This is a genomic window from Actinomadura sp. NPDC048394 (genome assembly GCF_040651755.1).
Lineage (GTDB): Bacteria > Actinomycetota > Actinomycetes > Streptosporangiales > Streptosporangiaceae > Spirillospora > Spirillospora montaniterrae.
Window position 1 is genome coordinate 1 of record NZ_JBEZJL010000122.1, and the last position, 20,777, is coordinate 20,777.

Consider the following 20,777-nt stretch of genomic DNA (forward strand, 5'->3'; position numbering starts at 1 on the left):
CCCCACCCCACCACCGCCCGCCCGCTGCTGGACTTCGCCGTCTGAGCCCCGCCCCGCACGACACCGGCCCCCGCCGCATCATTGGTGATCCGGCGGGCGCCGTCGTTTTCCGGCCGCGGGGCGGCGTCAGCGGCCCCGGACGGCGAACGCCAGGAACTCGGTGACCTCCTGGGCGTCGAAGTTGTCGTCGGAGCACACCACGAGCGTCCGCTCCCCCGACCGCAGCTTCGGCCCCCAGCCCATCCCCTCCAGGTTCTGCGTCGGGGAGGCGTACCGGCCGAGGTCGGCGACCAGGTGCTTGCGGACCGGCCGGTATTTGCCGCCCTTCGCCAGGCTCCCCCGAGCCAGCACGTTCGTCGCGCCGCGGGTGTCGAACTCGTACAGCTTGACCTTGTAGCCGACGCCCTGCAGCCACGAGCGCTCCAGCGCCAGGTAGCGGTGGTCGTCGATCGCGAGGATCTCCGACACGCCGCTGTCGGCGACGCCGCCCGCCGGGACGGGCGCGGCCGGCAGCCGGTCGACCTGGTAGGCGTACTGCGCCCGCACCTTCCCGTGCCGGCTCCACGTCGTCAGCCTGGTCACGGCGCCGTGCCGGACGGTCGGAAGCGGCCCGTCCTCGTAGCGCGGGCCCTCGATCATCCCGGCGATGGTATGCGGCGCGATCGCCAGCGCCTCCATACCGAAGTTGCGGCGCGGCCCGTGGTGGCCGGTGGCGAGCCTCAGGTCCTCCGGCAGCGGGAGCAGGCCGCGGTAGCGGCCGTCGCGGCCCGCCCACTGGACGGTCAGCGGCGCGAGCGGCACCTGGTGCGTCTCGTCGGGCCGGTCGCCCTCGTTGCCCCACAGCACCCGGTGGGCATCCGGGTCGTAGCGGATCGACTCGGGGTCGACCGAGCGGGGCTTGCCGAACCCCGGGTACGGCTTGCCGTCCGGGCCGGTCAGCGTGTGCACGCCGGTGAGGGACACGCCGCCGAACCGGCCCGTGCGCGGGTCGATGTCGACGCGGCCGGTGTAGAAGCGGGCCGGGTCGTACCGCCACCGGTCGTCGGAGACCATGTACCAGTCGCCGGTACGCGGGTCGCGGTCGATGCCCGACAGGCCGCCCACCGTGGTGCCGCCGAACTTCGCCAGGTGCGGCAGCCGCTTCTCCCCCAGGAACCGCGTGATCCGCAGCCCCCGGTGCGCGCCGGCCGCCTGGCCGCCGGTCCGGTCCACCGCCCGCGCGGGCGCCTCCATGACCGCCGGAACCGTCACCGCCGCGAGGACGGCGGCCGTCGCCGCCGCCCCCCGCATCATCGTCCGATGCCCGTTCACCTGTTCACCGTCACCCTTCGCATCCGACCCAACTCGCTTCGTGGCCGGGGTCAGTATGGTGCATCACGCACGGTGACGGCGGGGTTTCCGAGGGTGTTTCGCGCGGCGTCCCGTCAGTCGGTGTGGCGGAACTCGACGATCGCGACGCCCATCAGTCCGACGCCCATCCCCACCACGATGAGGATCTCCAGCCAGACCGGGACGACCCACCCGTTCCAGGTCACGCCGGGGTCGAAGGTGCGCCGCAGCGCCGGCGTCAGGTCCAGGTGGGAGAAGACCGCCTGGCGCAGCGGGTCGACGGCGTAGGTCAGCGGGTTGAACCGGGTCAGCACGGTCAGCCACGCGGGCAGGCCGTTCAGCGGGTACAGCGCGCCGGACAGGAACATCATCGGCATCATCGCCATCTGCATGAGGCCGAAGAACGACTGCATCTGCTTGATCCGCGCGGCCATCATCACGCCGAACCCGGTCAGCGCGAACGCGCCGAGGAACATCAGCCCCAGCAGCTCCAGGATCAGCACGGGGTCGTAGGGCACCCCGGCGAGCCCGGCCAGCGCGACGATCACCGCGCCCTGCAGCGTCGCCACCAGCGCGCCGCCGATGCACTTGCCGATCACGATCGAGCTGCGGCTGACCGGCGCGACGAGCATCTCGCGCAGGAACCCGAACTCGCGGTCCCACACGATCGACCCGGCGGAGAACATCGCGGTGAACATCACCGACATCGCGCACACGCCCGGGAAGATGAACGTCTTCAGGTCGATGTCGCCGTGCGCGCCGCCGCTCGCCATCAGGTTCGACAGGCCGGTGCCCATCACCAGCAGCCACAGCACCGGCTGCACCAGCCCCGACACCATCCGCAGCTTGTCGCGCCAGAACCGGATCAGCTCCCGGTGCAGGACGATCTTCACCGCGCGCACGTCCTGCCGCAGCCCCGGCTCCGGCACCCGGACCCGCACCACGTCCGCGGCCGGCGCCGCCGCCTCGGGCGTCTCCGCCCGCGTCGAGCTCGTCATCTCATCTCCTCGCCGCACGCATCATGACGCGCATCCTGTCGGTGGAGCCGGCCTCGGCGTCGCGGATCGTCGAGCCGGTGAAGGACATGAAGACGTCGTCCAGCGACGGCCGGGACACGCTCACCGACCGGATCGGGACGCCGAGCTCGGCGAACAGCCGCGGCACGAACGCCTCGCCGGAGGCCACCGAGAACGCGACGGCGCCCTCCGACATGCCGGCCTCCAGGTCGAACCGCTCCCGGAGGGCGGCGATCGCGGCCTCGTCGTCAGCGGTCTGGATCCGGACCCGGTCCTTGCCGACGCCCGCCTTGAGCGCCTCGGGGGTGTCCAGCGCGACGATCCGCCCCGAGTCCATGATCGCGATGCGGTCGCAGAACTCGGCCTCGTCCATGTAGTGGGTGGTCATGAAGATGGTGATCTCTTCGGCGTCCTTGAGCTGCCGGATGTAGTCCCAGATCGACGCGCGGGTCTGCGGGTCCAGGCCAACCGTCGGCTCGTCCAGGAACAGCACCCGCGGCGAGTGCAGCAGGCCGCGGGCGATCTCCAGCCGGCGCTTCATGCCGCCGGAGTAGGTCTGCACCAGGTCGGCGCGCCGGTCCCAGAGGCCGACCATCTCCAGCACCTGCCGGATGCGGTCGCCGGTCGCGCCGCGCGGCACCCCGTACAGCTCGGCGTGGAAGCGCAGGTTCTGCTCGCCGGACAGGTAGCCGTCGAGCGTCGGGTCCTGGAAGACCAGGCCGATGTTGCGGCGCACGCTGTCGCGCTCGGCCACGACGTCGAAGCCGGCGACCCGCGCCGTGCCGGCGGTCGGCTTCAGCAGCGTGCAGAGCATGTTGATCGTGGTGGACTTGCCGGCGCCGTTCGGCCCGAGGAATCCGAAGATCTCCCCGGGGGCCACGGTGAAGCCGATTCCCCGGACGGCCTCCACCTCGCCGAACTTCCTGATCAGGCCGTCGACCTCGACGGCGGGTCCCCCGCCGGGCATGGGGCCTCCCCTCCGATGGAGAAATGCGCCCATATTTTGGGCTTTCCAACGGTAGGAGTAGCCTATCTCTCACGTCAAGAGAGATAGGACGTTCCAAGCGATCTCCGAGGAGCGGGACGTGAAGGACCAGGACGACCCGATGTACGACTCGCCCACCTACCTGATGTACGAGACGGTGCGCCTCGTCCGGCGCACCGGGACGCGGATGTTCCCCGGCCAGCCGCGGATGCCGCACCTGCTCGTCCTGTGGTGCGTGGCGCGGTCCGGGCCGCTGTCGCAGCGCGACGTCGCCGAACGGCTGCGCATGGACGCCGGCGACCTGGTCGGGATCGTGGACGCGCTGGAGGAGGCCGGCCACGTCCGGCGCCGCCGCGACCCCGCGGACCGGCGGCGCTACGCGCTGGAGGCCACCGACGACGGCCTCGGCTTCCTCGACGACAGCCTCCGGGCGCGCCGCCGCCTCAACGAGGTCCTGTTCGAACCGCTGTCACCCGACGAGCGGCGGCTGTTCCGGGAGATGCTGCTGCGGGTCCTCGCCCACCACGACGACCGGTTCGCCGACCTCGCTCCCGGCGGGGACTCCCCCGCGGACGGCGCCGCCTACCAGGGGACGGCGCCGCGCGAACGGGTCGTCACCCCGCAGGTCGAAGCGGAGGCCCGGCTGGGGCAGGCGCGTCAGTAGATGGACGCCGGCTCGGCCATCCGGGACCGCGCCTCGTCATAGCGGCGCAGGACCAGCCGGGCGGCCGCGTCGTGCGCCCCGATCGGCGCGGACACCGCGTCCGCGCCGCACGCCCGCATCCGGTCCAGGAACCGGCCGGGCGCCAGCAGGTACGACGCCACGACCACGCGCTCGGCACCACAGCGTCGCCGCTCCGCGACCACCTCGTCCAGGGGCGGGCCGCCGGCCGCGACGAACCCGTACGGGACGGGCCGCCGCAGCCGGCGTGCGAGCAGCCGCGCCGCCGCACGCACGTCTTCGGCGCCGGCCGGGTCGGCGGAGCCCGCCGCGCCGAGGACCACGGTGTCCCGCGGGCGCGGCGGACCCCCGTCTCCGCGCCGGACGGACGGCATCGCGCCGAGTCGTCCGGCCAGCGCGTCGGCGAGCAGCGCGTCCGGGCCCAGGGGACGCGCCGTCACCGCGCCGGGCAGCAGCCGCCCGGCGCGCTCGGGGATGTCGATCAGAGCGTGGTAGCCGCGGCCCAGGAGCAGCGGCACGGCGACCACGGGCCCGTCCAGCGCGGCGGCGGCCTCCTCCAGCGGCGGGGAGACCAGCTCCCCGTACGCCTCCGCCACGCGGAGCGAGGGCCGCAGCTCCCGCACCCGGGCCAGCAGCTCCCGCACGACGACGGGCCCGGCCGGGTCGCGGGTGCCGTGCGCGACGGCCAGCAGCGCCGGCGGCCGGGCGGGCAGCCGGGACGTGGCGGACCGGTCAGCCACCGGCGCCCGCCGCGAGCCGGTCGACCAGCCGCGGGTCGCACGCCAGCCGGTAGCCGCGCTTGACGACCGTCTCGACGATCCCGGGGCGGCCGAGCCCCCGCCGGAGCCGCGCCACCGCCATCTCCACCGCGTGCTCGTCGGCCTGCGGCCGGGCGTCCCGCGACCACGGCGAGCCGCCGACGACCAGCCGGCTCGGCAGAACCCCGCACAGCTCCGCGCGCGACACCACGTGCCCGGGCCGCCGCGCCAGCGCCCGCAGGATCGCCATCGGCGCGGGCGCGATGGGCCGCAGCTGCCCGTCCAGCACGACGGCGTGGCCGCGAAGCTCCAGCGACGACCCGCGCACCGACAGCAGCCGCGCACGGCGCCGCGGCAGGTCCGACGCCAGCGCCCGCACGAGCGCCCCGAGCCTGGCCCGCTCCGGCTGGACGGCCGGCACTCCGCGCTCGGTCAGCGGCAGCGCCGTCACCGGGCCCACGCACGCCGCCACCACATGGGTGCGCAGCGCCTCCAGCAGCGCCTCCTCCAGGTCGTCCTCGGCGGCCACCGCGAGCGTCGCGGCGACCGCGGGCGCGCTGGTGAAGGTGATCGCGTCCACCGTGCCGGCGACGGCCTGCCCGACGAGCCGCCGCAGCGGCGTGACGTCCTCGGCGCGCGCCCACCGGTACACCGGGATCTCGATCACCTCGGCGCCCGCCGCGCGCAGCGCGTCCGTCAGCTCCGGCTGGCGCTCGCCGTAGAGCTGGACCGCCACCCGGGCGCCCGCAAGGTCCTTCTCCAGCAGGTGCGCGATCACCTCCGCGCAGCCCTCCGACTCCGGCGACCAGCGCTCCTGCAGCCCGGCCGAGCGGATCGCGCCGCGCGCCTTCGGGCCGCGCGCCACGATGTCGGCGGCGCCGAGCGCCGCGATGAGGGCGTCGCGCAGCCCCCATCCGTCCGCCGTCTCCAGCCACGCCCGGAACCCGATCCCGGTCGTGACGACGGCGTGGTCCAGCGGCCGGTCCAGGCACGCCCGCGTCGCCTCCAGCAGCTCGGCGTCGTCGGCGAGCGGGACGAGGCGGATCGCGGGGGCGAGCACCACCCGCGCGCCGCGCCGCTCCAGCAGCGTCGCGAGCTCCTCGTGGCGGCGGGCCGCGGTCACCCCGACGGCGAACCCGGCCAGCGGCTCACTGTCGGCGGTCATCGGTGAGCGCCACCTCCACGCGGTCGCCTTCCGCCCGGCGGACCGGGAACACCGGCACCGCCACCCGCGGGTCGTCCAGGCAGGCCCCGGTGCGCAGGTCGAACACCTGCTTGTACATGGGCGAGGCGACCGTCGGGACGCCGTCGCGGGTGCCGAGGATGCCCCGCGACAGCACGTACGCGCCGCTGAACGGGTCGAGGTTCGACAGCGCGTACAGCGTCCCGTCGAAGGCGCGGAACACCGCGACCTGCGTGCCGTCCAGCATCGCGCAGGCGCCCCGCTCGGGGATCAGGTCGGTGTAGGAGCAGATGTCGAACCAGCGGGCCGCGGCTTCGGCGGGACGCCTCGTGATCGTCGCTTCGGATGTGATGCTCATCGGACGGCAACCTCCAGGCGAGTCGCGTGCGGGAACGTGGCGGGCGAGGCGTCGGATGCCACCGGCCCGGCGCCTTGACGTTGTAAGGTTCGCGCGGTGGCCGGTCGGGCCGGTCCGTCCCCGATGTTCATGAACCGAGTCTCCGCAGGGGCCGTTTCACGGTTGGGTCTCCTTTGTCACCGCCGTGTTAAAAGGCGCTCACGCCGAAATCCGGACGGCGCACACCTTGAACTCCGGCATCCGCGAGACGGGGTCCAGGGCGGTGCCGGTGAGCAGGTTCGCGCGGCCCTCCCCCGCCCAGTGGAACGGCATGAAGACCGTGTCGCGGCGGATCGCGTCCGTCACGCGCGCCGCGGCGGTCGCGGTGCCCCGGCGGCTCTCCACCTTCACATCCTGGCCGTCCTCGACGCCGAGCCGCTCGGCGAGGTCGGGATGCAGCTCCACGAACGGGCCCGGCGCCGCGTCCGCCAGCGCCCGCACCCGGCGGGTCTGTGCGCCCGACTGGTACTGCGCCAGGACGCGGCCGGTCGTCAGGTACAGCGGGTACTCGGCGTCGACGTCCTCCGCGGCGCCCTGGTGCTCGACGGGGAAGAACCGGGCACGGCCGTCCGGCGTGGGGAAACGGTCCAGGTAGGGGCGCGGCGTGCCGGGGTGGTCCTCGGACGGGCAGGGCCAGAACACCCCGCCCTCGGCCTCGATCCGCTCGTAGGTGATGCCGGAGTAGTCGGCGACGCCGCCGGCGCTCGCGCGGCGCAGCTCGCCGAACACCCGCTCGGGGTCGGTGCTCCACTCCCCCGGCGCGCCGAGCCGCCCGGCCAGCGCCGCGATGATCTCCAGGTCGGTGCGAACGCCGTCCGGCGCGCGGACCGCCCGGCGGCGGCGCAGCACCCGGCCCTCCAGGTTCGTCATCGTGCCGGACTCCTCCGCCCACTGCGCCGTCGGCAGCACCACGTCGGCGAGCCGGGCGGTCTCCGACGGCACGAAGTCGGCGACGACCAGCAGGTCGAGAGAGCCGAGCCGCTCCTCGACGGACGCGGCGCGCGGCGCCGACACCACCGGGTTCGACCCGAACAGGAGCATCGCCTTGGGGCCGTCCGGGGTGCCGAGCGCGGACAGCAGCTCGTACGCGGACCGGCCCGGGCCCGGCAGCGCGTCCGGATCCACGCCCCACACGCCCGCGACGTGCGCGCGCGCCGCCGGATCGTCGATCTTCCGGTAGCCGGGCAGCTGGTCGGCCTTCTGCCCGTGCTCGCGGCCGCCCTGCCCGTTGCCCTGCCCGGTCAGGCAGCCGTAGCCGGAGCCGGGACGGCCCGGCAGTCCGAGCGCCAGCGCCAGGTTGATGAACCCGGAGACCATGTCGGTGCCGCGCGCGTGCTGCTCGGAGCCGCGCGCCGTCAGCACATGGGCGCGGTCCGCGCCCGCCAGCAGCCGGACGGCCTCGCGCATCTTCGGGAGCGGGACGCCGGTGATGCGCTCCACCCGGTCCGGCCAGTACGCGTTCGCGACCGTCCGGACGGCGTCGAACCCGCTCGTCCGCGCCGCGATGTACTCCTCGTCGGCGAGGCCCTCGGCCAGCGCCAGGTGCAGCAGCCCGTTGGCGAGCGCGATGTCGGTGCCGGCGGCGGGCTGCAGGTGCAGGTCCGCCTGCCTTGCCGTCGCGGTGCGGCGCGGGTCCACGACGATGAGCGCTCCGCCGCCGTCGCGCATGTCGGCCAGGTGCCGCATGAACGGCGGCATCGTCTCGGCCGGGTTCCCGCCCGCGAGCAGGACGGCACCGGACGCGGCCAGGTCGGTGACCGGGCCGGGCAGCCCACGGTCCATCCCGAACGCCCGGCCGGACGCGGCGGCCGCCGACGACATGCAGAACCGCCCGTTGTAGTCGATCTGCGAGGTGCGCAGCGCGATCCGGGCGAACTTGCCGAGCTGGTAGGCCTTCTCGTTGGTCAGCCCGCCGCCGCCGAACACCGCGACGGCGTCCGGGCCGTGCTCTGCGGCGAGCCGCCCGATGCCGGAGGCGATCCGGTCGAGCGCCTCGTCCCAGGTGCACGGCTCCAGCGGCGCGTCGCGGGTGCGGCGCATCAGCGGAGTGGTCAGCCTGTCCGGGACGGTGAGCAGCTCCGCGGCGGTCCAGCCCTTCTGGCAGAGCCCCCCGCGGTTCGCGGGCACGTCGTCGCGCGGCGCCACCCGCACCCGCGCGCCGCCCGCGGACGCACCCGTCGCGGGCATGCCGTCCGCGGGCGCGCCGCCGTCGAGGGTCATCCCGCATTGCAGGGCGCAGTACGGGCAGTGCGTAGGAGTCCCGGTCATGCCGGAAGGCTCCGGCGGCGCCGTTTCGCCGCCGCGTCCCACGTGTGACCCGCGCGTTAAATGCGCTTCACGCCGCGCGTCCGGCAAGGTCAGCCGCCCGCCCGTCACCGCCGGCGGCCCTCTCGCCGGCGGCCGGCGGCAAGAGTTGACGATCGCGTGTCAAGCGTTGTCGGCGATTGTCAGGGTCCATTCGTCACCGTCCGGCCGGTTGCCGAACCGGATTCGCGGCGGCCCGGCGATCTCGCGGAGGATGCGGTGCCAGGCCCGCCGCGGCGAGGATCATAAGACGGTCGTCCGGCCTAATCTCGGTACATGCCCGACCTTGCTTACTACGCCTCGCTGCCGCGCTCCCGCGGCGCCGCGGCGGCCCTGCTCCTGGACGACCTCGGGCGGGTCCTGCTGGTCAAGCCCACCTACAGCGAGGGCTGGTTCCTGCCGGGCGGGGTCATCGAGACCGACGAGTCCCCGCTCGCCGCGTGCGTGCGCGAATGCCGCGAGGAGCTCGGCCTCGTCCCCCGCCTGGACGGCCTCGTCTGCGTCGACTGGGGCTCCCCGCGCGACGACGGCGTCGACTCGGTCAACGTGTTCGTCTTCGGCGGCGTCATCAGCGACGCCGAGCTCGCCGCGATCCGGCTGCCGCCCGACGAGCTGTCCGACCACGTCCTGGTCGCGCCGGAGAAGATCCCCGAGCTGTCGCCCGCGCACGTCTCGCGCCGGATGGAGCCGAGCCTGCGCGCGCTCGCCGACGGCCGCCCCGTCTACCTCGAGGACGGCCGCGAGCCCGCCTTCGGCGCCGCCCGCGGAACCGCGGACTGACCGCCGCCGGCCGGGCCGCCGCCCGGCCCGGCCTGCACGTCCCCCGCGCCGTGCCTACACCGGCGCGGCGTCCTGGATGAGCCGTGCGCGCTCCGGCTCCGAGGCGCGCGCGCAGTGGGCGCAGCAGTAGAACCGCCCGCCCACCTCGACGCCGTGCCCGACGATCCGGCACTTGCAGTGCTCGCAGATCGGCGCCATCCGGGTGATCGCGCACTCGAACGAGTCGAAGGTGTGCACGTCCCCCTGCGCGTGCACCTCGAACGCCATCGCGTAGTCGTTCCCGCAGACCTCGCAGGTCGCCATCGGTCCTGTCTCCCTCCCCCGCCGCGCCGCGATCATGGTCTACCCCGGCGGGGCGGCGGCCACGCACGCCCGCCCCGCCTCACACCGCGCCCGCACACGCTGTGCAGTGGAGTTATCACCGCCGCATTGCGGGCCACACAAGCCCGAAACGGCCGGCTCCTAGCGTCCTGCCTCGTCAGCGACCACAAGGAGACACCCGATGACCGTCACGACCGAAGCGGCGCCGAGGACGCGCCGCCCCTCGCTGAAAGGCCGCTGGATCGAGGACTGGCGGCCCGAGGACCCGGAGTTCTGGGCCGCGTCCGGGGCCCGCACCGCCCGCCGCAACCTCGCGTTCTCGATCTTCTCCGAGCACATCGGGTTCTCGGTCTGGACGCTGTGGTCCGTGCTCGTGCTGTTCCTCGGCCCCGCCTACGGCATCGACCCGGCCGGCAAGTTCATGCTCACCACCGTCCCGGCGGCCATCGGGTCCGTGCTGCGGATCCCGTACACCTTCGCCGTCGCCCGGCTCGGCGGCCGCAACTGGACCATCGTCAGCGCCTCGCTGCTGCTGGTCCCCGCGGTGCTCGCCGCGTTCCTCATCAAGCCCGGCGTCTCGTACTCCACCCTGCTGATCCTGGCGGCGGTCGCGGGCGTCGGCGGCGGCAACTTCGCCTCCTCGATGGCCAACATCAACGCCTTCTACCCGCAGCGCCTCAAGGGCTGGGCGCTCGGCATCAACGCCGGCGGCGGCAACATCGGCGTCGCCGTCGTCCAGCTCGTCGGCCTCGCGGTGCTCGCCACCGCCGGCAAGGGACACCCCGGCATCGTCGCCGGCATCTACATCCCGCTCATCGTGCTCGCCGCGCTCGGCGCGGCCCTGTACATGGACAACCTGTCCCAGGTCCGCAACGAGAAGCGGGCGATGCGCGACGTCTGCAAGGACGGCCACACCTGGATCATGTCGCTGCTCTACATCGGCACGTTCGGGTCGTTCATCGGGTTCGGGTTCGCCTTCGGGCAGGTGCTGCAGGTCCAGTTCAAGGCCGACTTCGACACCCCGATCAAGGCCGCGTACCTGACCTTCCTCGGCCCCCTGCTCGGCTCGCTGATCCGGCCCGTCGGCGGCTGGCTCGCCGACCGGACCGGCGGCGCGAAGGTCACCTTCTGGAACTTCGTCGCCATGGCGGTCTCGGCGGCGCTCGTCCTCACCGCCTCGCGCGAGAAGTCGCTCGCCCTGTTCGTCACCGGGTTCATCCTGCTGTTCGTGTTCAGCGGCCTCGGCAACGGCTCCACCTACAAGATGATCCCGGCGATCTTCCGGGCGAATGCGCAGCTCGGCGTCGCCAACGGCGGCGACCCGGTGGCCGCCGAGCACGAGGCCCGGCGGCTCGCCGGGGCGCTCATCGGCGTCGCCGGCGCGATCGGCGCGTTCGGCGGCGTGCTGGTCAACATCGCCTTCCGGCAGTCGTTCCTGGACTCCGGGACCGGGGACGGCGCGTACATCGCGTTCATCGCCTACTACGCCGTCTGCTGCCTGCTCACCTGGGCGGTCTACCTGCGGACCCACCCGAGGAAGCCGGCGGGCGTCTGACGCCCTGCCGCGCGCCGCGCTGCCGCCCGCCCCGCGACCGGCCGGGCCCCTCACCGGGGTCCGGCCAGTTCGGCGCTCGGCCCGAGGACCGCAGCACCGACTCCCACGCGTCCCCCGACGCCAGCGGCAGGTGCGGGACGCCCCAGTGCCACGCCGACACCAGCACGTCGGGGTCGCGCGGCCGGTAGTCGACGCCGATCGCGCGCGCCATGTCCCACGCGTGCAGGTGCCACTCCACGCACGCCGCGCCCGCGTGGTCGCCGACGGTGTACTTGGTGCCCCGGTAGATCAGGTGGGTGCGGTCCCACATGTCCGGCATCAGGTCGAAGTACGCCCCCGCCGACACCGAGAACGCCATGATCCGCTCCCGGCCGGGCTCCGGCGGCAGCACCGCCAGCTCCGCCGCGTTCTGCCGCGCCTGCTGGCGGATCAGCACCGCCGTCGCGGCGTCCTGCGCGAACAGCTTCGCCAGCCGGCTGTCCGGCGCGTCCTGCAGGTACTCCAGGAAGTTCTCCGCCACGCACCGCAGGTGCCCGGCCAAGTCGATCAGCTGCCAGTCGGCGCACGGCGTCGGCACGTCCCAGTCCTCGACCGCCGACGCCAGCTCACGGATCGCCCGCGTACCGTCCTGGTAGGACTCGAGTACGCGGCACCGATCCGGCGGCGTGCGCTCCACGTGACTTCCCCCCGCGTCCAGGGCACCAGCGCCCTCTCCGCCGGAGCGTCCCGCGCCCGCCGCGCGCGGCGGCGGGCGGCGCGGACCGCCCCCGGCGTTCCCCGAGAGGGCAGACTCTCAGAGTTCGGTGGCCGGTGCCACTCGGTGGTGCTGTGTCGTCCCACGCGGTCCCACGTGGGACGGACCGCCGCCACGGCCCCCCGGCTCGGGCGGCGGCGCGCCTGCGCGGCCGCTCAGACGGCCGCGGCGGGACGCGTCCGGAAGCTCAGCCGGTGCGCCTCCCGCGCGGTGCGCAGCCGGTCGACCTCGTCGGTCCACGGCCGCACGGACGGGCGCGCCTTGGCCTTGCGGCGCGCGATCTCCGCGGCGCGGCGCGCCGCGGCGTCCTGCGCGTCGGACACGTAGGTCTTCGGGCCCATCGCGATCCGCTCGGCCGCCTCCGCCGCGGCCAGCACCTCGGTCATGGCCTTGTCGAAGGCGATGGTCAGGTCGTGCAGCTCCGGCCCGGGCACGTCCGCGCCCTGGGCGTCGCGCAGCGCGCGCTCGGCCTCGCGCGCGGCGGCGAGGCGCGCGTCATAGTCGGCGGCCAGCCGCTCGTCGGCCTCGTACTGCCCCGCGACGTCCTTGCCCACCTTGCGGATCAGCGGCATGGCGATACTCCCTCAAGCTCACGATCTTCATCGTCCGATCGAGGCCCAGCGTACGCGCGCCGTCCGCCGGGTGTGACGCCGGACACCGAACTCGGCGCCTTTACGCAGTAAGGTCCGGCTTGGTGCGGTCCCGCGGACCCGAAATCCGGATGCGGGGAAGATCCCGGATCAGTACCGTTTCCGCCGGAAACCACGGGGAGGCGGACGGACCATGGCGAAGCTCAACCAGATCATCGCGGTCGAGAAGGGCGCGAAGAGCCGCGCGCAGCGCGAGATCGCCGAGATCGGCCAGCGGCTGCAGAAGACCGCGCTGCTGTCCGGCATCTCCCGCACTTACCAGCCCCTCGACGACGAGGGCGAGTCGCTGCCGCCCGAGTCCACCCGCGTCCAGGTGAAGGCGGAGGGGACGCTGAAGGAGGTCGCGACCGCGCTCACCCGGCTGTTCGACATCACCGCCACCAAGGACTGGGCGAACTGCGACGCCCGCGCCGACGTCACCGTCGACGGCCGCACCGTCCTGGAGCAGGTCCCGGTGGCGCACCTGCTGTTCCTGGAGAAGCAGCTCACCGAGCTGGCCGGGCTCGTCGACCGGCTCCCGGTGCTGGACGCCGCCGAGTCGTGGACGTTCGACGAGTCCGCCGACGTGTGGCGCACCGAGCCCGTCAGGACGACTCGCACCAAGAAGATCCCGCGGGCCCACGTCCTGTACGAGGCGACCACCGAGCACCCCGCCCAGGTGGAGACCTACACCGAGGACGTCATCGTCGGCACCTGGACCAGGACCGCGTTCTCCGGCGCCCTGCCGGCGCGCCGGGTGAACGAGCTGCGCGAGCGCGTCGCCAAGCTGCAGGCGGCGGTCAAGTTCGCCCGCGAGGAGGCCAACGGCGCGGAGGTGACCGACCGCAAGGTGGGCGAGGCCGTCTTCGGCTACCTTTTCGCCTGACGCGTCCGCACCGGGACGCGGCCGCACAACTGAAGACTCCCCCGCTGGAGCGCGGGGGCGGGCGCAAGCCCGAAGCTGAGAATGAAGTTCAGCTTGATCACGTGGCGTCAGCGGAGGTTCGAATCCTCCCCGGAGCACTCGGGCCCCGGTAGCTCAGCGGCAGAGCGGCCCATCAGACTCAGGCTCTCGCTCCAGTCTCAGCATCTCCGCCCATCACCGGCGGGCGGGGGACGGCGAAGGTCGCCGAGATGCCAGTTCGAATCTGGTCCGCCGCTCTCGTGCGGCGGTGGTTCAAAGGGAGAACGCGGCGAACTGAACCTGACCGTCCCCCGGAATCGCGCCGGTGTGCGCATCAGGGCGGAACCACCAAGGGCCCCGGAACTCGGGCAAGTTCCGGGGCCCGCCGCCGTCCCGGAACGGCGCGCGTTCAAGGCCAAGGCGCGTTCGGGGGGACGGCGCGCGTTCGGGGGGACGGCGCGCGCCCAAGTCCCCGATCATGTCGGCGGCCCGCCGTACGCTTGCCCCCATGGTCAGGCAGCCCAGCATCAACGCCCAGAACCGCGCGCCGCTGTCGATCGAGCGGATCACCGAGGCGGCCCTGCAGATCGTCGACGGCCAGGGACTCGGCCGCCTCACCATGCGCCGCCTCGGCGACGCCCTCGAGGTCGAGGCGATGGCGATCTACCACCACCTCCCGCGCGGCAAGGAGCAGCTGCTCGACGGCCTCGTCGCGCACGTCGCCGCCGCCCCCGCCGACGCCTCGGCCGCGGACGCCGCGTCCTGGCGGGGCGTGCTGCGCGCCTGGGCCGGCGACTACCGGTCCCGGCTCCTCGCCCACGCGGGCGTGCTCCCGCTCGTCGTCACCCGCCGCAACCCCGCCGCGCTCGCCGCGACCGTCGCGTCCCTGCGGGAGGTGATGCGGCAGGGCGGCGTGCGCGAGGAGCCCGCCGCCGTCGCCGCGCACACGCTGCTCGGCTACGTGATCGGGCACGCCGCCCTGGAGGTGCGCGGGACGGCGGAGGACGGCGCCGACCGCGCCGTCGACTGGGACGCCCGCTTCACCGCCGGCCTCGACCTCGTCCTCGCCGGCGCCGGATAGCCGGTAGCGGTGCGGGTCAGTCCTCGACGACCAGGACCTCGAGGTGGCGGGGGCCGTGCATGCCCTCCGCGCCCGCCATGTCCGCGCCGTACGCGGCCGACGGGCCGCTGATCCACGTCAGCGGGCGGGCCGGGTCGAGCCGCTCGACCGCCTCCGGGACCGTCCCCACGATCTGCTCGGCCTGCACGACGCACAGATGGTAGGCGGGCAGCAGGGTGAGGACGCGCCGGCCCTGCGTCGGGCCGCCGTCCAGCACGACGGTCCCGGTCTCGGCGATCGCGACGGCGCACCCGGTGACGACGCCGTCCGCGGCGGCGAGGGCGTCCACGTCGATCGCCGGCCGGTCCGCCATCGCGCGCACCCCGTCCAGCTCCGCGAGCCAGCCGAACGGCAGGTCCGCCGGGACGACGATCTGCTTGGCCTCGCGCCCCCACAGCGCCGCGGCGACCGCGGTGGCCAGCTCGTCCGCGCCGACGTGCCGCACCGCCGCCCGGTTCTCCGCGACCCGCTCGCCGAACAGCGCCGGCACGTCCGCCCCGGCCGCCGCGTCCGCGGCGGGCAGCCGGCGCGCGTACCGGCGCGGCACCTCCGGCAGCGCGCCGCGCGCCCCGCCGAGCGCGTCGCGGACCCGCCGCAGCATCTCGTCCCGGGAGCTCACCGGCGCCTCCTCGACCACCAGGCCCGGAAGGTCTCCGGCGGCGGCGCGGGCAGGTCGCGGGCCTCGGTCCACTTGCCGAGCAGGCCGGGCAGCCGGCGGATCCGGCCGCCGCGCGACATCAGCCGCGCCCAGCGGGTGCCGCGGCGCAGCGCCGCCTCGTACCGGCGCGGGTCGGCCATCGTCCAGGCGAGGCCGCGCATCAGCATCAGCTCCGGGGTCGGGACGGGCCGGTGCCGGCGCGACTCGACCACCCGCCCGCGCAGGTGGACCAGCACCTCCGGAATGTCGATCTTCACCGGGCAGACGTCGGCGCAGGCGCCGCAGAGCGTCGACGCGAACGGCAGCGACGCCTCGGCGGCCCGCTCCACGCCGCGCAGCTGCGGGGTGAGGATCGCGCCGATCGGCCCTGCGCGGACCGGCCCGTACGGGGCCGGCCCTGTCCGCTCGTAGACGGGACAGACGTCCAGGCAGGCCGAGCAGCCGATGCAGCGCAGCGCGGCCCGCCCGACCTCGTCGGCGAGGGCCTTCGTGCGGCCGTTGTCGAGCAGCACGAGGTGGAACTCGCGGGGCCCGTCGCCCGGGGTGACGCCCGTCCACGACGACACGTACGGCGTCATCGGCGCGCCGGACGACGAGCGCGGCAGCAGCTGGAGCAGCACCTCCATGTCGGCCCAGGTCGGGACCACCTTCTCGATGCCGGCGACGGAGATCAGCGTGTCCGGGAGCGTCAGGCACATCCGGGCGTTGCCCTCCGACTCCAGCAGCACCACCGTTCCGGTCTCCGCGACCAGGAAGTTCGCGCCGGTGACCGCCGCGCGGGCGCCGAGGAACCGCTCGCGCAGGTGCAGCCGCGCCGCCTCGGCCAGCGCGGCGGGATCGTCGGACAGGCCGCCCGCGGCGCCGGGCAGCCGCCGCACGAACAGCTCGCGGATCCGGGCGCGGTCGCGATAGGGCGCCCCGGCCGCCGGATCGTCCTCGCCGAGCTGCGCGACCAGCTCGCCGAACCCCGTCTCCCGGACCGTGACGCCCGCGCGGGCCAGCGCGCCGTTCAGCCCGATCTCCCGGGTCACCGACGACGTCGACTTGACGACCTCGGCCGCGCCCGACGCCCGCACCAGCCCGGTGACGATCCGGCGCGCCTCGGCGGCGTCGGCCGCCCAGTGCACCCGGCCGCCCGCCTCGGTGACGGCCCGCTCCAGCTCCGCCAGGTGCGCGTCGAGGCCGAGCAGCGTCCCGTCCTTGATGGCGCGGCCCGCCTCGCGCAGGTCCTCCCAGTCGGCGGGCTCGGGGACCGCCGAGCGCCGCTCCCGGACCGCCGCGGCGCCGGCGCGCAGGCCGCGGCGCAGGCCGGTGTCGGCGAGCGCGGCCCGGGCGGCGACGGCGAACTTCGGCGGCGCGGTGCCCGTCCCCGGCGGCCCCGCCGCGCCGGCGGCCGGCGGTCCCGGCGGCGCGCCGGTCACGCCGGCCCCGTCCCGGCCAGGATCTCCGCAAGGTGCATCACCCGGACGCCGCCGCGCAGCCGCGACAGCGCGCCGCCGATGTGCGCCAGGCAGCCGTTGTCGACCGCGCACACCACGTCCGCGCCGGTGTCGCGGACGTGCCGGACCTTGTCCGCCACCATCGCCACCGACACGTCGGCGTTCTTCATCGCGAACGCGCCGCCGAACCCGCAGCACTCGTCCGCCGCCGGAAGCTCCACCAGGTCGAGGCCCTTCACCGCGCGCAGCAGCCGCAGCGGCCGGTCGGCGACGCCGAGGGTCCGCGCGGACTGGCAGGACGGATGGTAGGTGACGCGGTGCGGGAAGTAGGCGCCGACGTCCGTCACGCCCAGCACGTCCACCAGGAACTCGGTCAGCTCGTAGACGGCCAGGTCCTCGGCGGCCCGGGCCAGCCCCGGGTCGCGGGCCGCCCGCGCGATCCGCGGGTAGGCGTCGCGGACGGCGGCGGCGCACGACGCCGACGGCGCGACGATCGCCTCGGCACCGTCGAAAGCGGCGGTGAACGCGCGCGCCAGGCCGGCGGCCTCCCGGTGGTAGCCGGTCGTCCAGTGCACCTGGCCGCAGCAGGTCTGCCCGGGCGGGTAGGCGACCTCGTGGCCGAGCCGCTCCAGCAGCGCCGTCACGGCCCTGCCGGTCGCGGGGAACAACGCGTCGTCGAAGCACGCGACGAACAGCGCGACCCGCATACCGGCCTCACCCCCCACGCCTCGCAAAGCCCGGTCCCCCGGGGGACATCGTAGGGCGCCCGGAGGCCGCGTCCGGGTGAAACGATCGCAGACGCCGACCGGAACCGGGCGGCCCGGTCATGAAGATCAAACCGGCGGGAACGTTTCCGGGACGTCGGCGTGTCGTTCTTCGTCCGTTATCGAGCGTGAGGGACGCTATGCCTGGCACCTCGGGGTGAGGCGGGTCACAGATCACCGGTACTCCGGAACCAAAGGACAATCGTCCCAACGGGCTATGGCCGGTCCGCGCGAACCGTTCCACACTGGGGTGCGTCATAAAGGGAAAGCACCACAACCGACCAGTAGTTGAGACCGGAGGCACGCCGATGTGCCCGCACCAGCCGCCCTGTCCCTCGCACAACGCGCCCGACCGCGACGCCGCCAGGACGCTCGCCGCCCACCCCGAGCAGGGGTGGAGCCTGCTGTGCAACGGCGTCGTGCTCTTCGAGGACACCGGTGAGCTGCTGCCCGACGGAGAGGTCATCGCACCGCACCGGCCGACGGACCTGAAGGCGCCGTCCGCCGCGTGACCAGTCTCCGACGGGGGACTAGTTCGAACGGGTGATCATCCTCGGGGGCACGCCCGCCCGACCACGCCCTCTGGGCCCGCACCAGGGCCCAGGGGCGTACTGCTGTCCGGGCCCCGTCAGCGGGACGCCCGCGCCGGCGCCGCCGCCCAGCGCTGCAGCCACGGCTCCACCGCCCGGCCCACCGCGCCGGGGTCCTTGTTCAGGTCGTGCCGCTCCCCCGGCAGCACCGTGACCTGCGCCGCGTCCGCCGCGTCCGGCACCCCGAACGGGTCCCGGTCGCCGTTGACGACCAGCACCTCCACGCCGGCGCCGCGCAGCTCGTCCACCCGGGTCTTCTCCGGCTTCCCGGGCGGATGCAGCGGGAACGCCAGCGCGACCACGCCCGCCGCGCCGGCGGCCGTCGCCGTCCGGCACGCGACCCGCGCGCCGTTGCTGCGGCCGCCCTGCACGAGCGGGACGTCCCCGTACCGCTCCCGCACCACCTCGACGATCTCCAGCCACGCCTCGTCCTGCTTGGCGGCCGAGCCGGGCGCGCGGCGCCCGGCGAGCCGGAACGGCTGCATGATCCGCGCGACGGCGCCGTCCAGCCCGAGCGCGGTGTCGCGGACGGCCAGCAGGTCCGGCGCGTCCACTCCCCCGTTCGACCCGTGCGTCAGGACCAGCAGGAACGCCGGACGGTCCGGCCCGTCCAGGGTCGCCTCCGCGGGCCCGTGCGCGGTCTGGATCTGCATGACGCCACGGTACCGGCCCGGCACGGCCGGTGATCGGGTGGGGCACACTGGACGGATGGAGATCATGACCGACAGCGAATGGCGCGCCTTCGTCATGGAGGGAACCCGCACCGGGAAGGCCGGCGTCACCCGCAAGGACGGGACGCCGCACGTCACGCCGATCTGGTTCGTCCTCGACGGCGACGACCTGCTGTTCACCACGTACCACGAGAGCATCAAGGCGCGCGTCCTCGCCCGCGACCCGCGCCTGTCGGTGTGCGTCGACGACCAGGCGCCGCCGTACTCGTACGTGATGATCCAGGCGGAGGCCCGGCTCACCGAGGACCTGGACGAGCTGCGCAGGTGGGCCACCGTCATCGGCGGCCGCTACATGGGCGCCGACCGCGCCGAGGAGTTCGGGGAGCGCAACGCGGTGCCCGGCGAGTTCCTCGTCCGCGCCCGCATCACCAAGGTCGTCGCGCAGCGCGACATCTCCCACTGAGGCGCGTCCGGGCGGGAGGTCAGCCGCCCGGACGCTCCGGCGGGGGCGTGGGGGCGGCCCCGCCCATCGCCAGCCTCAGCCGCTCGGCGAAGCTCTCGTGCAGCAGCGGCCCCCACGGGTACCCGTCCGGCACCCGGACGGCGTCGCCGATCACCTCGCCCGCTCCCCCGGCGGGCTCCTGCTCGCCCGCCTGCCGGACGGCGAGCAGCGCGTACATGTGGTCGAGGGCGCCGAACGCCTCGCCGGCGAGCGCGGGCAGCGTCCCGTCGGTGACGGCCTGCTCGACGACCGGCTCCCACCACAGGTCGGCGGGGTCGGCGTCCTCGTCGCCGAAGTCGCGGCGCAGCCGGGCCCGGACCTGGCCGGCGACGCCCGGGTCGGCGAGCCCGCGCCGCCACACCTCCCCCGCCTCCGCGCCGCGCCCGCGCAGCGGCAGCGTGCGGGCCAGCAGCTCCGTCGCGAGCGGCCCGACCTCCGGGTCGGCGGGCTCGGACGCGTCGCCGAGCGCCGCGCCGAACGCGCCGACGGCCTGGTCGAGGTAGGAGATGCCGAGCGCGACGGCGAGCCGCGCGTAGGCGTAGGGGGCGCCGTCCCGGTCGATCAGCCGGAGCCCGGCGGCCAGCACCCGCTGCGCGCGGGCGGGCTCGCCGCGCTCCAGCAGCCGCTGGGCGAGGTCGTGCGCGGCGGGCGGCCCGTACTCGGGGTCGCCCGTCCCGATCACGGCCTCCCAGTGCTCGCGCGCCTCCTCGAACGCGCCCGCGTCGTCGGCGAGCCGGGCGAGGGCGAGGTGGGCGGGCGGCAGGTACGCCGGGTTGCCGAAGTCGACGACGACGCGCCACGCGGGCGCCGCCTCGTCGTGCTCCCCGGCCCGCTCGTGGGTGAGCGCGAGGTGGTAGGCGGCGCGGGGCCCGTACTCGGGGTCGCCGGTGGCGATGGCGGCCCGGTCGGCCTCGCGGGCGGCCTCGACGTCCCCGCCGTCGTCCAGCACGACCGCGAGGCCGAGCGCGGCCTGCGCCCGGCAGGGGGTGTCGCCGAGGGCGAGCACCCGTTCGAACAGCAGCGCGGCCTCGCGGGCCGCACCGTTCTCCGCGAGGCTCCGCGCCTCCTCGCACAACAGGGCCGGATCGTCGGCCGCGGACTCGCTCATCGGTCTTCTGCCCTCTGGGGGTCGGGGTCCGCCCAGAGCCTAGCGACCGGATACCGCCCCGTCCCGGCCGACACTCGAAAACCCCACCGAGATCACGAAACCCGCGCCCCCGCCCCGCTAGCGCTGGTTGAACACCCATCCGGAGGCGCCGGTTGACCATCGGTCCGGAAGGCCAGACCTCAGCCGCCGGCCTCGGGCAAGCACGCGGAGCGAGTGCAGCGAGCGCAGCGGGCCTGCCCGCCGGGGGGGGGGCGGGGGTAGGGGGGGGGGGCCGCCGGGGCGCCGCCACCCGCCCCCCCGCATGCGGGGGGTTGTGGGGGGGGGGGGT

The 20,777-nt window shown here is 74.8% G+C and carries 22 protein-coding genes and 1 tRNA gene; 8 read left to right on the plus strand and 15 right to left on the minus strand.

Translation table 11 applies throughout. The features are described 5' to 3' along the window. Positions 1–126 precede the first annotated feature (126 nt). From AB0C78_RS47635 to AB0C78_RS47645, 3 genes are all read right to left on the minus strand, one after another. Positions 127–1,311, minus strand: a complete 1,185-nt coding sequence (locus AB0C78_RS47635; RefSeq protein WP_360761719.1) for an esterase-like activity of phytase family protein — start codon at positions 1,309–1,311, stop codon at positions 127–129. A 113-nt stretch (positions 1,312–1,424) separates the two neighbouring features. Beyond that, complete coding sequence (locus AB0C78_RS47640) at positions 1,425–2,327, minus strand: ABC transporter permease (RefSeq protein WP_360761721.1); 903 nt, start codon at positions 2,325–2,327, stop codon at positions 1,425–1,427. Position 2,328: 1 nt separating this feature from the next. Further along, a complete protein-coding gene (locus AB0C78_RS47645; protein WP_360761723.1) occupies positions 2,329–3,312 on the minus strand; it encodes an ATP-binding cassette domain-containing protein in 984 nt (327 codons plus the stop codon). 118 nt (positions 3,313–3,430) lie between these two features. Between AB0C78_RS47645 and AB0C78_RS47650 the strand changes: the two genes are divergently transcribed. Beyond that, positions 3,431–3,994: a MarR family transcriptional regulator gene (locus AB0C78_RS47650; protein WP_360761725.1), complete on the plus strand. Its 564-nt coding sequence runs from the start codon at positions 3,431–3,433 to the stop codon at positions 3,992–3,994. Here the strand turns inward: AB0C78_RS47650 and AB0C78_RS47655 are convergent. The 4 genes from AB0C78_RS47655 to AB0C78_RS47670 all read right to left on the minus strand — a co-directional run bounded on the left by AB0C78_RS47655 (position 3,988) and on the right by AB0C78_RS47670 (position 8,618). Continuing rightward, positions 3,988–4,752: a CbiX/SirB N-terminal domain-containing protein gene (locus AB0C78_RS47655; RefSeq protein WP_360761727.1), complete on the minus strand. Its 765-nt coding sequence runs from the start codon at positions 4,750–4,752 to the stop codon at positions 3,988–3,990. The two genes, AB0C78_RS47650 and AB0C78_RS47655, sit on opposite strands and share 7 nt — an antisense overlap. Next, a complete protein-coding gene (locus AB0C78_RS47660; protein ID WP_360761728.1) occupies positions 4,745–5,935 on the minus strand; it encodes a uroporphyrinogen-III synthase in 1,191 nt (396 codons plus the stop codon). The genes AB0C78_RS47655 and AB0C78_RS47660 overlap by 8 nt, the downstream gene beginning before the upstream one ends. Next, positions 5,919–6,311, minus strand: coding sequence for a nitrite reductase small subunit NirD (gene nirD / locus AB0C78_RS47665; protein WP_360761730.1), 393 nt, complete (start codon positions 6,309–6,311; stop codon positions 5,919–5,921). The genes AB0C78_RS47660 and nirD overlap by 17 nt, the downstream gene beginning before the upstream one ends. A 198-nt stretch (positions 6,312–6,509) precedes the next feature. Beyond that, positions 6,510–8,618, minus strand: a complete 2,109-nt coding sequence (locus AB0C78_RS47670; RefSeq protein WP_360761732.1) for a molybdopterin-dependent oxidoreductase — start codon at positions 8,616–8,618, stop codon at positions 6,510–6,512. 312 nt (positions 8,619–8,930) lie between these two features. Between AB0C78_RS47670 and AB0C78_RS47675 the strand changes: the two genes are divergently transcribed. Further along, positions 8,931–9,434 carry an NUDIX hydrolase gene (locus tag AB0C78_RS47675; RefSeq protein ID WP_360761734.1) on the plus strand — a complete coding sequence of 168 codons (504 nt, stop codon included), beginning with the start codon at positions 8,931–8,933 and terminating at the stop codon, positions 9,432–9,434. Between the two features lie 54 nt (positions 9,435–9,488). Here AB0C78_RS47675 and AB0C78_RS47680 read toward each other — a convergent pair whose 3' ends face one another. Then, positions 9,489–9,737, minus strand: a complete 249-nt coding sequence (locus tag AB0C78_RS47680; protein ID WP_151543610.1) for a hypothetical protein — start codon at positions 9,735–9,737, stop codon at positions 9,489–9,491. A gap of 199 nt (positions 9,738–9,936) precedes the next feature. Between AB0C78_RS47680 and AB0C78_RS47685 the strand changes: the two genes are divergently transcribed. Continuing rightward, positions 9,937–11,310 (plus strand): nitrate/nitrite transporter, encoded by a 1,374-nt coding sequence (locus AB0C78_RS47685; RefSeq protein ID WP_360761736.1) that lies wholly within the window; start codon positions 9,937–9,939, stop codon positions 11,308–11,310. Here the strand turns inward: AB0C78_RS47685 and AB0C78_RS47690 are convergent. Continuing rightward, on the minus strand, positions 11,258–11,986 hold the full coding sequence (locus AB0C78_RS47690; RefSeq protein WP_151543612.1) for a maleylpyruvate isomerase N-terminal domain-containing protein: 729 nt from the start codon (positions 11,984–11,986) through the stop codon (positions 11,258–11,260). The two genes, AB0C78_RS47685 and AB0C78_RS47690, sit on opposite strands and share 53 nt — an antisense overlap. Before the next feature lie 233 nt (positions 11,987–12,219). Further along, entirely contained in the window at positions 12,220–12,636 is a 417-nt protein-coding gene (locus tag AB0C78_RS47695; RefSeq protein ID WP_360761738.1) for a plectin, read from the minus strand. A gap of 211 nt (positions 12,637–12,847) precedes the next feature. Between AB0C78_RS47695 and AB0C78_RS47700 the strand changes: the two genes are divergently transcribed. The 3 genes from AB0C78_RS47700 (at position 12,848) to AB0C78_RS47710 (ending at position 14,678) form a co-directional block, all read left to right on the plus strand. After that, positions 12,848–13,579: a hypothetical protein gene (locus tag AB0C78_RS47700; RefSeq protein ID WP_360761740.1), complete on the plus strand. Its 732-nt coding sequence runs from the start codon at positions 12,848–12,850 to the stop codon at positions 13,577–13,579. A 43-nt stretch (positions 13,580–13,622) separates the two neighbouring features. After that, positions 13,623–13,716 (plus strand) — tRNA-OTHER (locus tag AB0C78_RS47705). 389 nt (positions 13,717–14,105) lie between these two features. Beyond that, positions 14,106–14,678, plus strand: coding sequence for a TetR/AcrR family transcriptional regulator C-terminal domain-containing protein (locus AB0C78_RS47710; RefSeq protein WP_360761741.1), 573 nt, complete (start codon positions 14,106–14,108; stop codon positions 14,676–14,678). Between the two features lie 16 nt (positions 14,679–14,694). Here the strand turns inward: AB0C78_RS47710 and AB0C78_RS47715 are convergent, their stop codons facing one another. From AB0C78_RS47715 to AB0C78_RS47725, 3 genes are all read right to left on the minus strand, one after another. After that, entirely contained in the window at positions 14,695–15,336 is a 642-nt protein-coding gene (locus AB0C78_RS47715) for an LUD domain-containing protein (RefSeq protein WP_360761743.1), read from the minus strand. Beyond that, positions 15,333–16,670 (minus strand): lactate utilization protein B, encoded by a 1,338-nt coding sequence (locus AB0C78_RS47720; protein WP_360761753.1) that lies wholly within the window; start codon positions 16,668–16,670, stop codon positions 15,333–15,335. The genes AB0C78_RS47715 and AB0C78_RS47720 overlap by 4 nt, the downstream gene beginning before the upstream one ends. Before the next feature lie 122 nt (positions 16,671–16,792). After that, complete coding sequence (locus AB0C78_RS47725) at positions 16,793–17,521, minus strand: (Fe-S)-binding protein (RefSeq protein WP_360761745.1); 729 nt, start codon at positions 17,519–17,521, stop codon at positions 16,793–16,795. A gap of 365 nt (positions 17,522–17,886) precedes the next feature. Here AB0C78_RS47725 and AB0C78_RS47730 point away from each other — a divergent pair, with 365 nt between their 5' ends. Continuing rightward, the gene (locus tag AB0C78_RS47730; RefSeq protein ID WP_151546285.1) at positions 17,887–18,090 is read left to right on the plus strand and encodes a DUF5999 family protein; all 204 of its coding nucleotides are present in this window, start codon (positions 17,887–17,889) and stop codon (positions 18,088–18,090) included. Positions 18,091–18,206: 116 nt separating this feature from the next. Here the strand turns inward: AB0C78_RS47730 and AB0C78_RS47735 are convergent, their stop codons facing one another. Further along, positions 18,207–18,821, minus strand: a complete 615-nt coding sequence (locus AB0C78_RS47735; protein ID WP_360761747.1) for an alpha/beta family hydrolase — start codon at positions 18,819–18,821, stop codon at positions 18,207–18,209. 64 nt (positions 18,822–18,885) lie between these two features. Here AB0C78_RS47735 and AB0C78_RS47740 point away from each other — a divergent pair, with 64 nt between their 5' ends. Beyond that, a complete protein-coding gene (locus AB0C78_RS47740) occupies positions 18,886–19,302 on the plus strand; it encodes a PPOX class F420-dependent oxidoreductase (RefSeq protein ID WP_360761749.1) in 417 nt (138 codons plus the stop codon). A gap of 19 nt (positions 19,303–19,321) precedes the next feature. On the opposite strand, the gene AB0C78_RS47745 is transcribed toward AB0C78_RS47740, so the two are convergent. Further along, positions 19,322–20,449: a tetratricopeptide repeat protein gene (locus AB0C78_RS47745; protein WP_360761751.1), complete on the minus strand. Its 1,128-nt coding sequence runs from the start codon at positions 20,447–20,449 to the stop codon at positions 19,322–19,324. Positions 20,450–20,777: the final 328 nt, after the last annotated feature.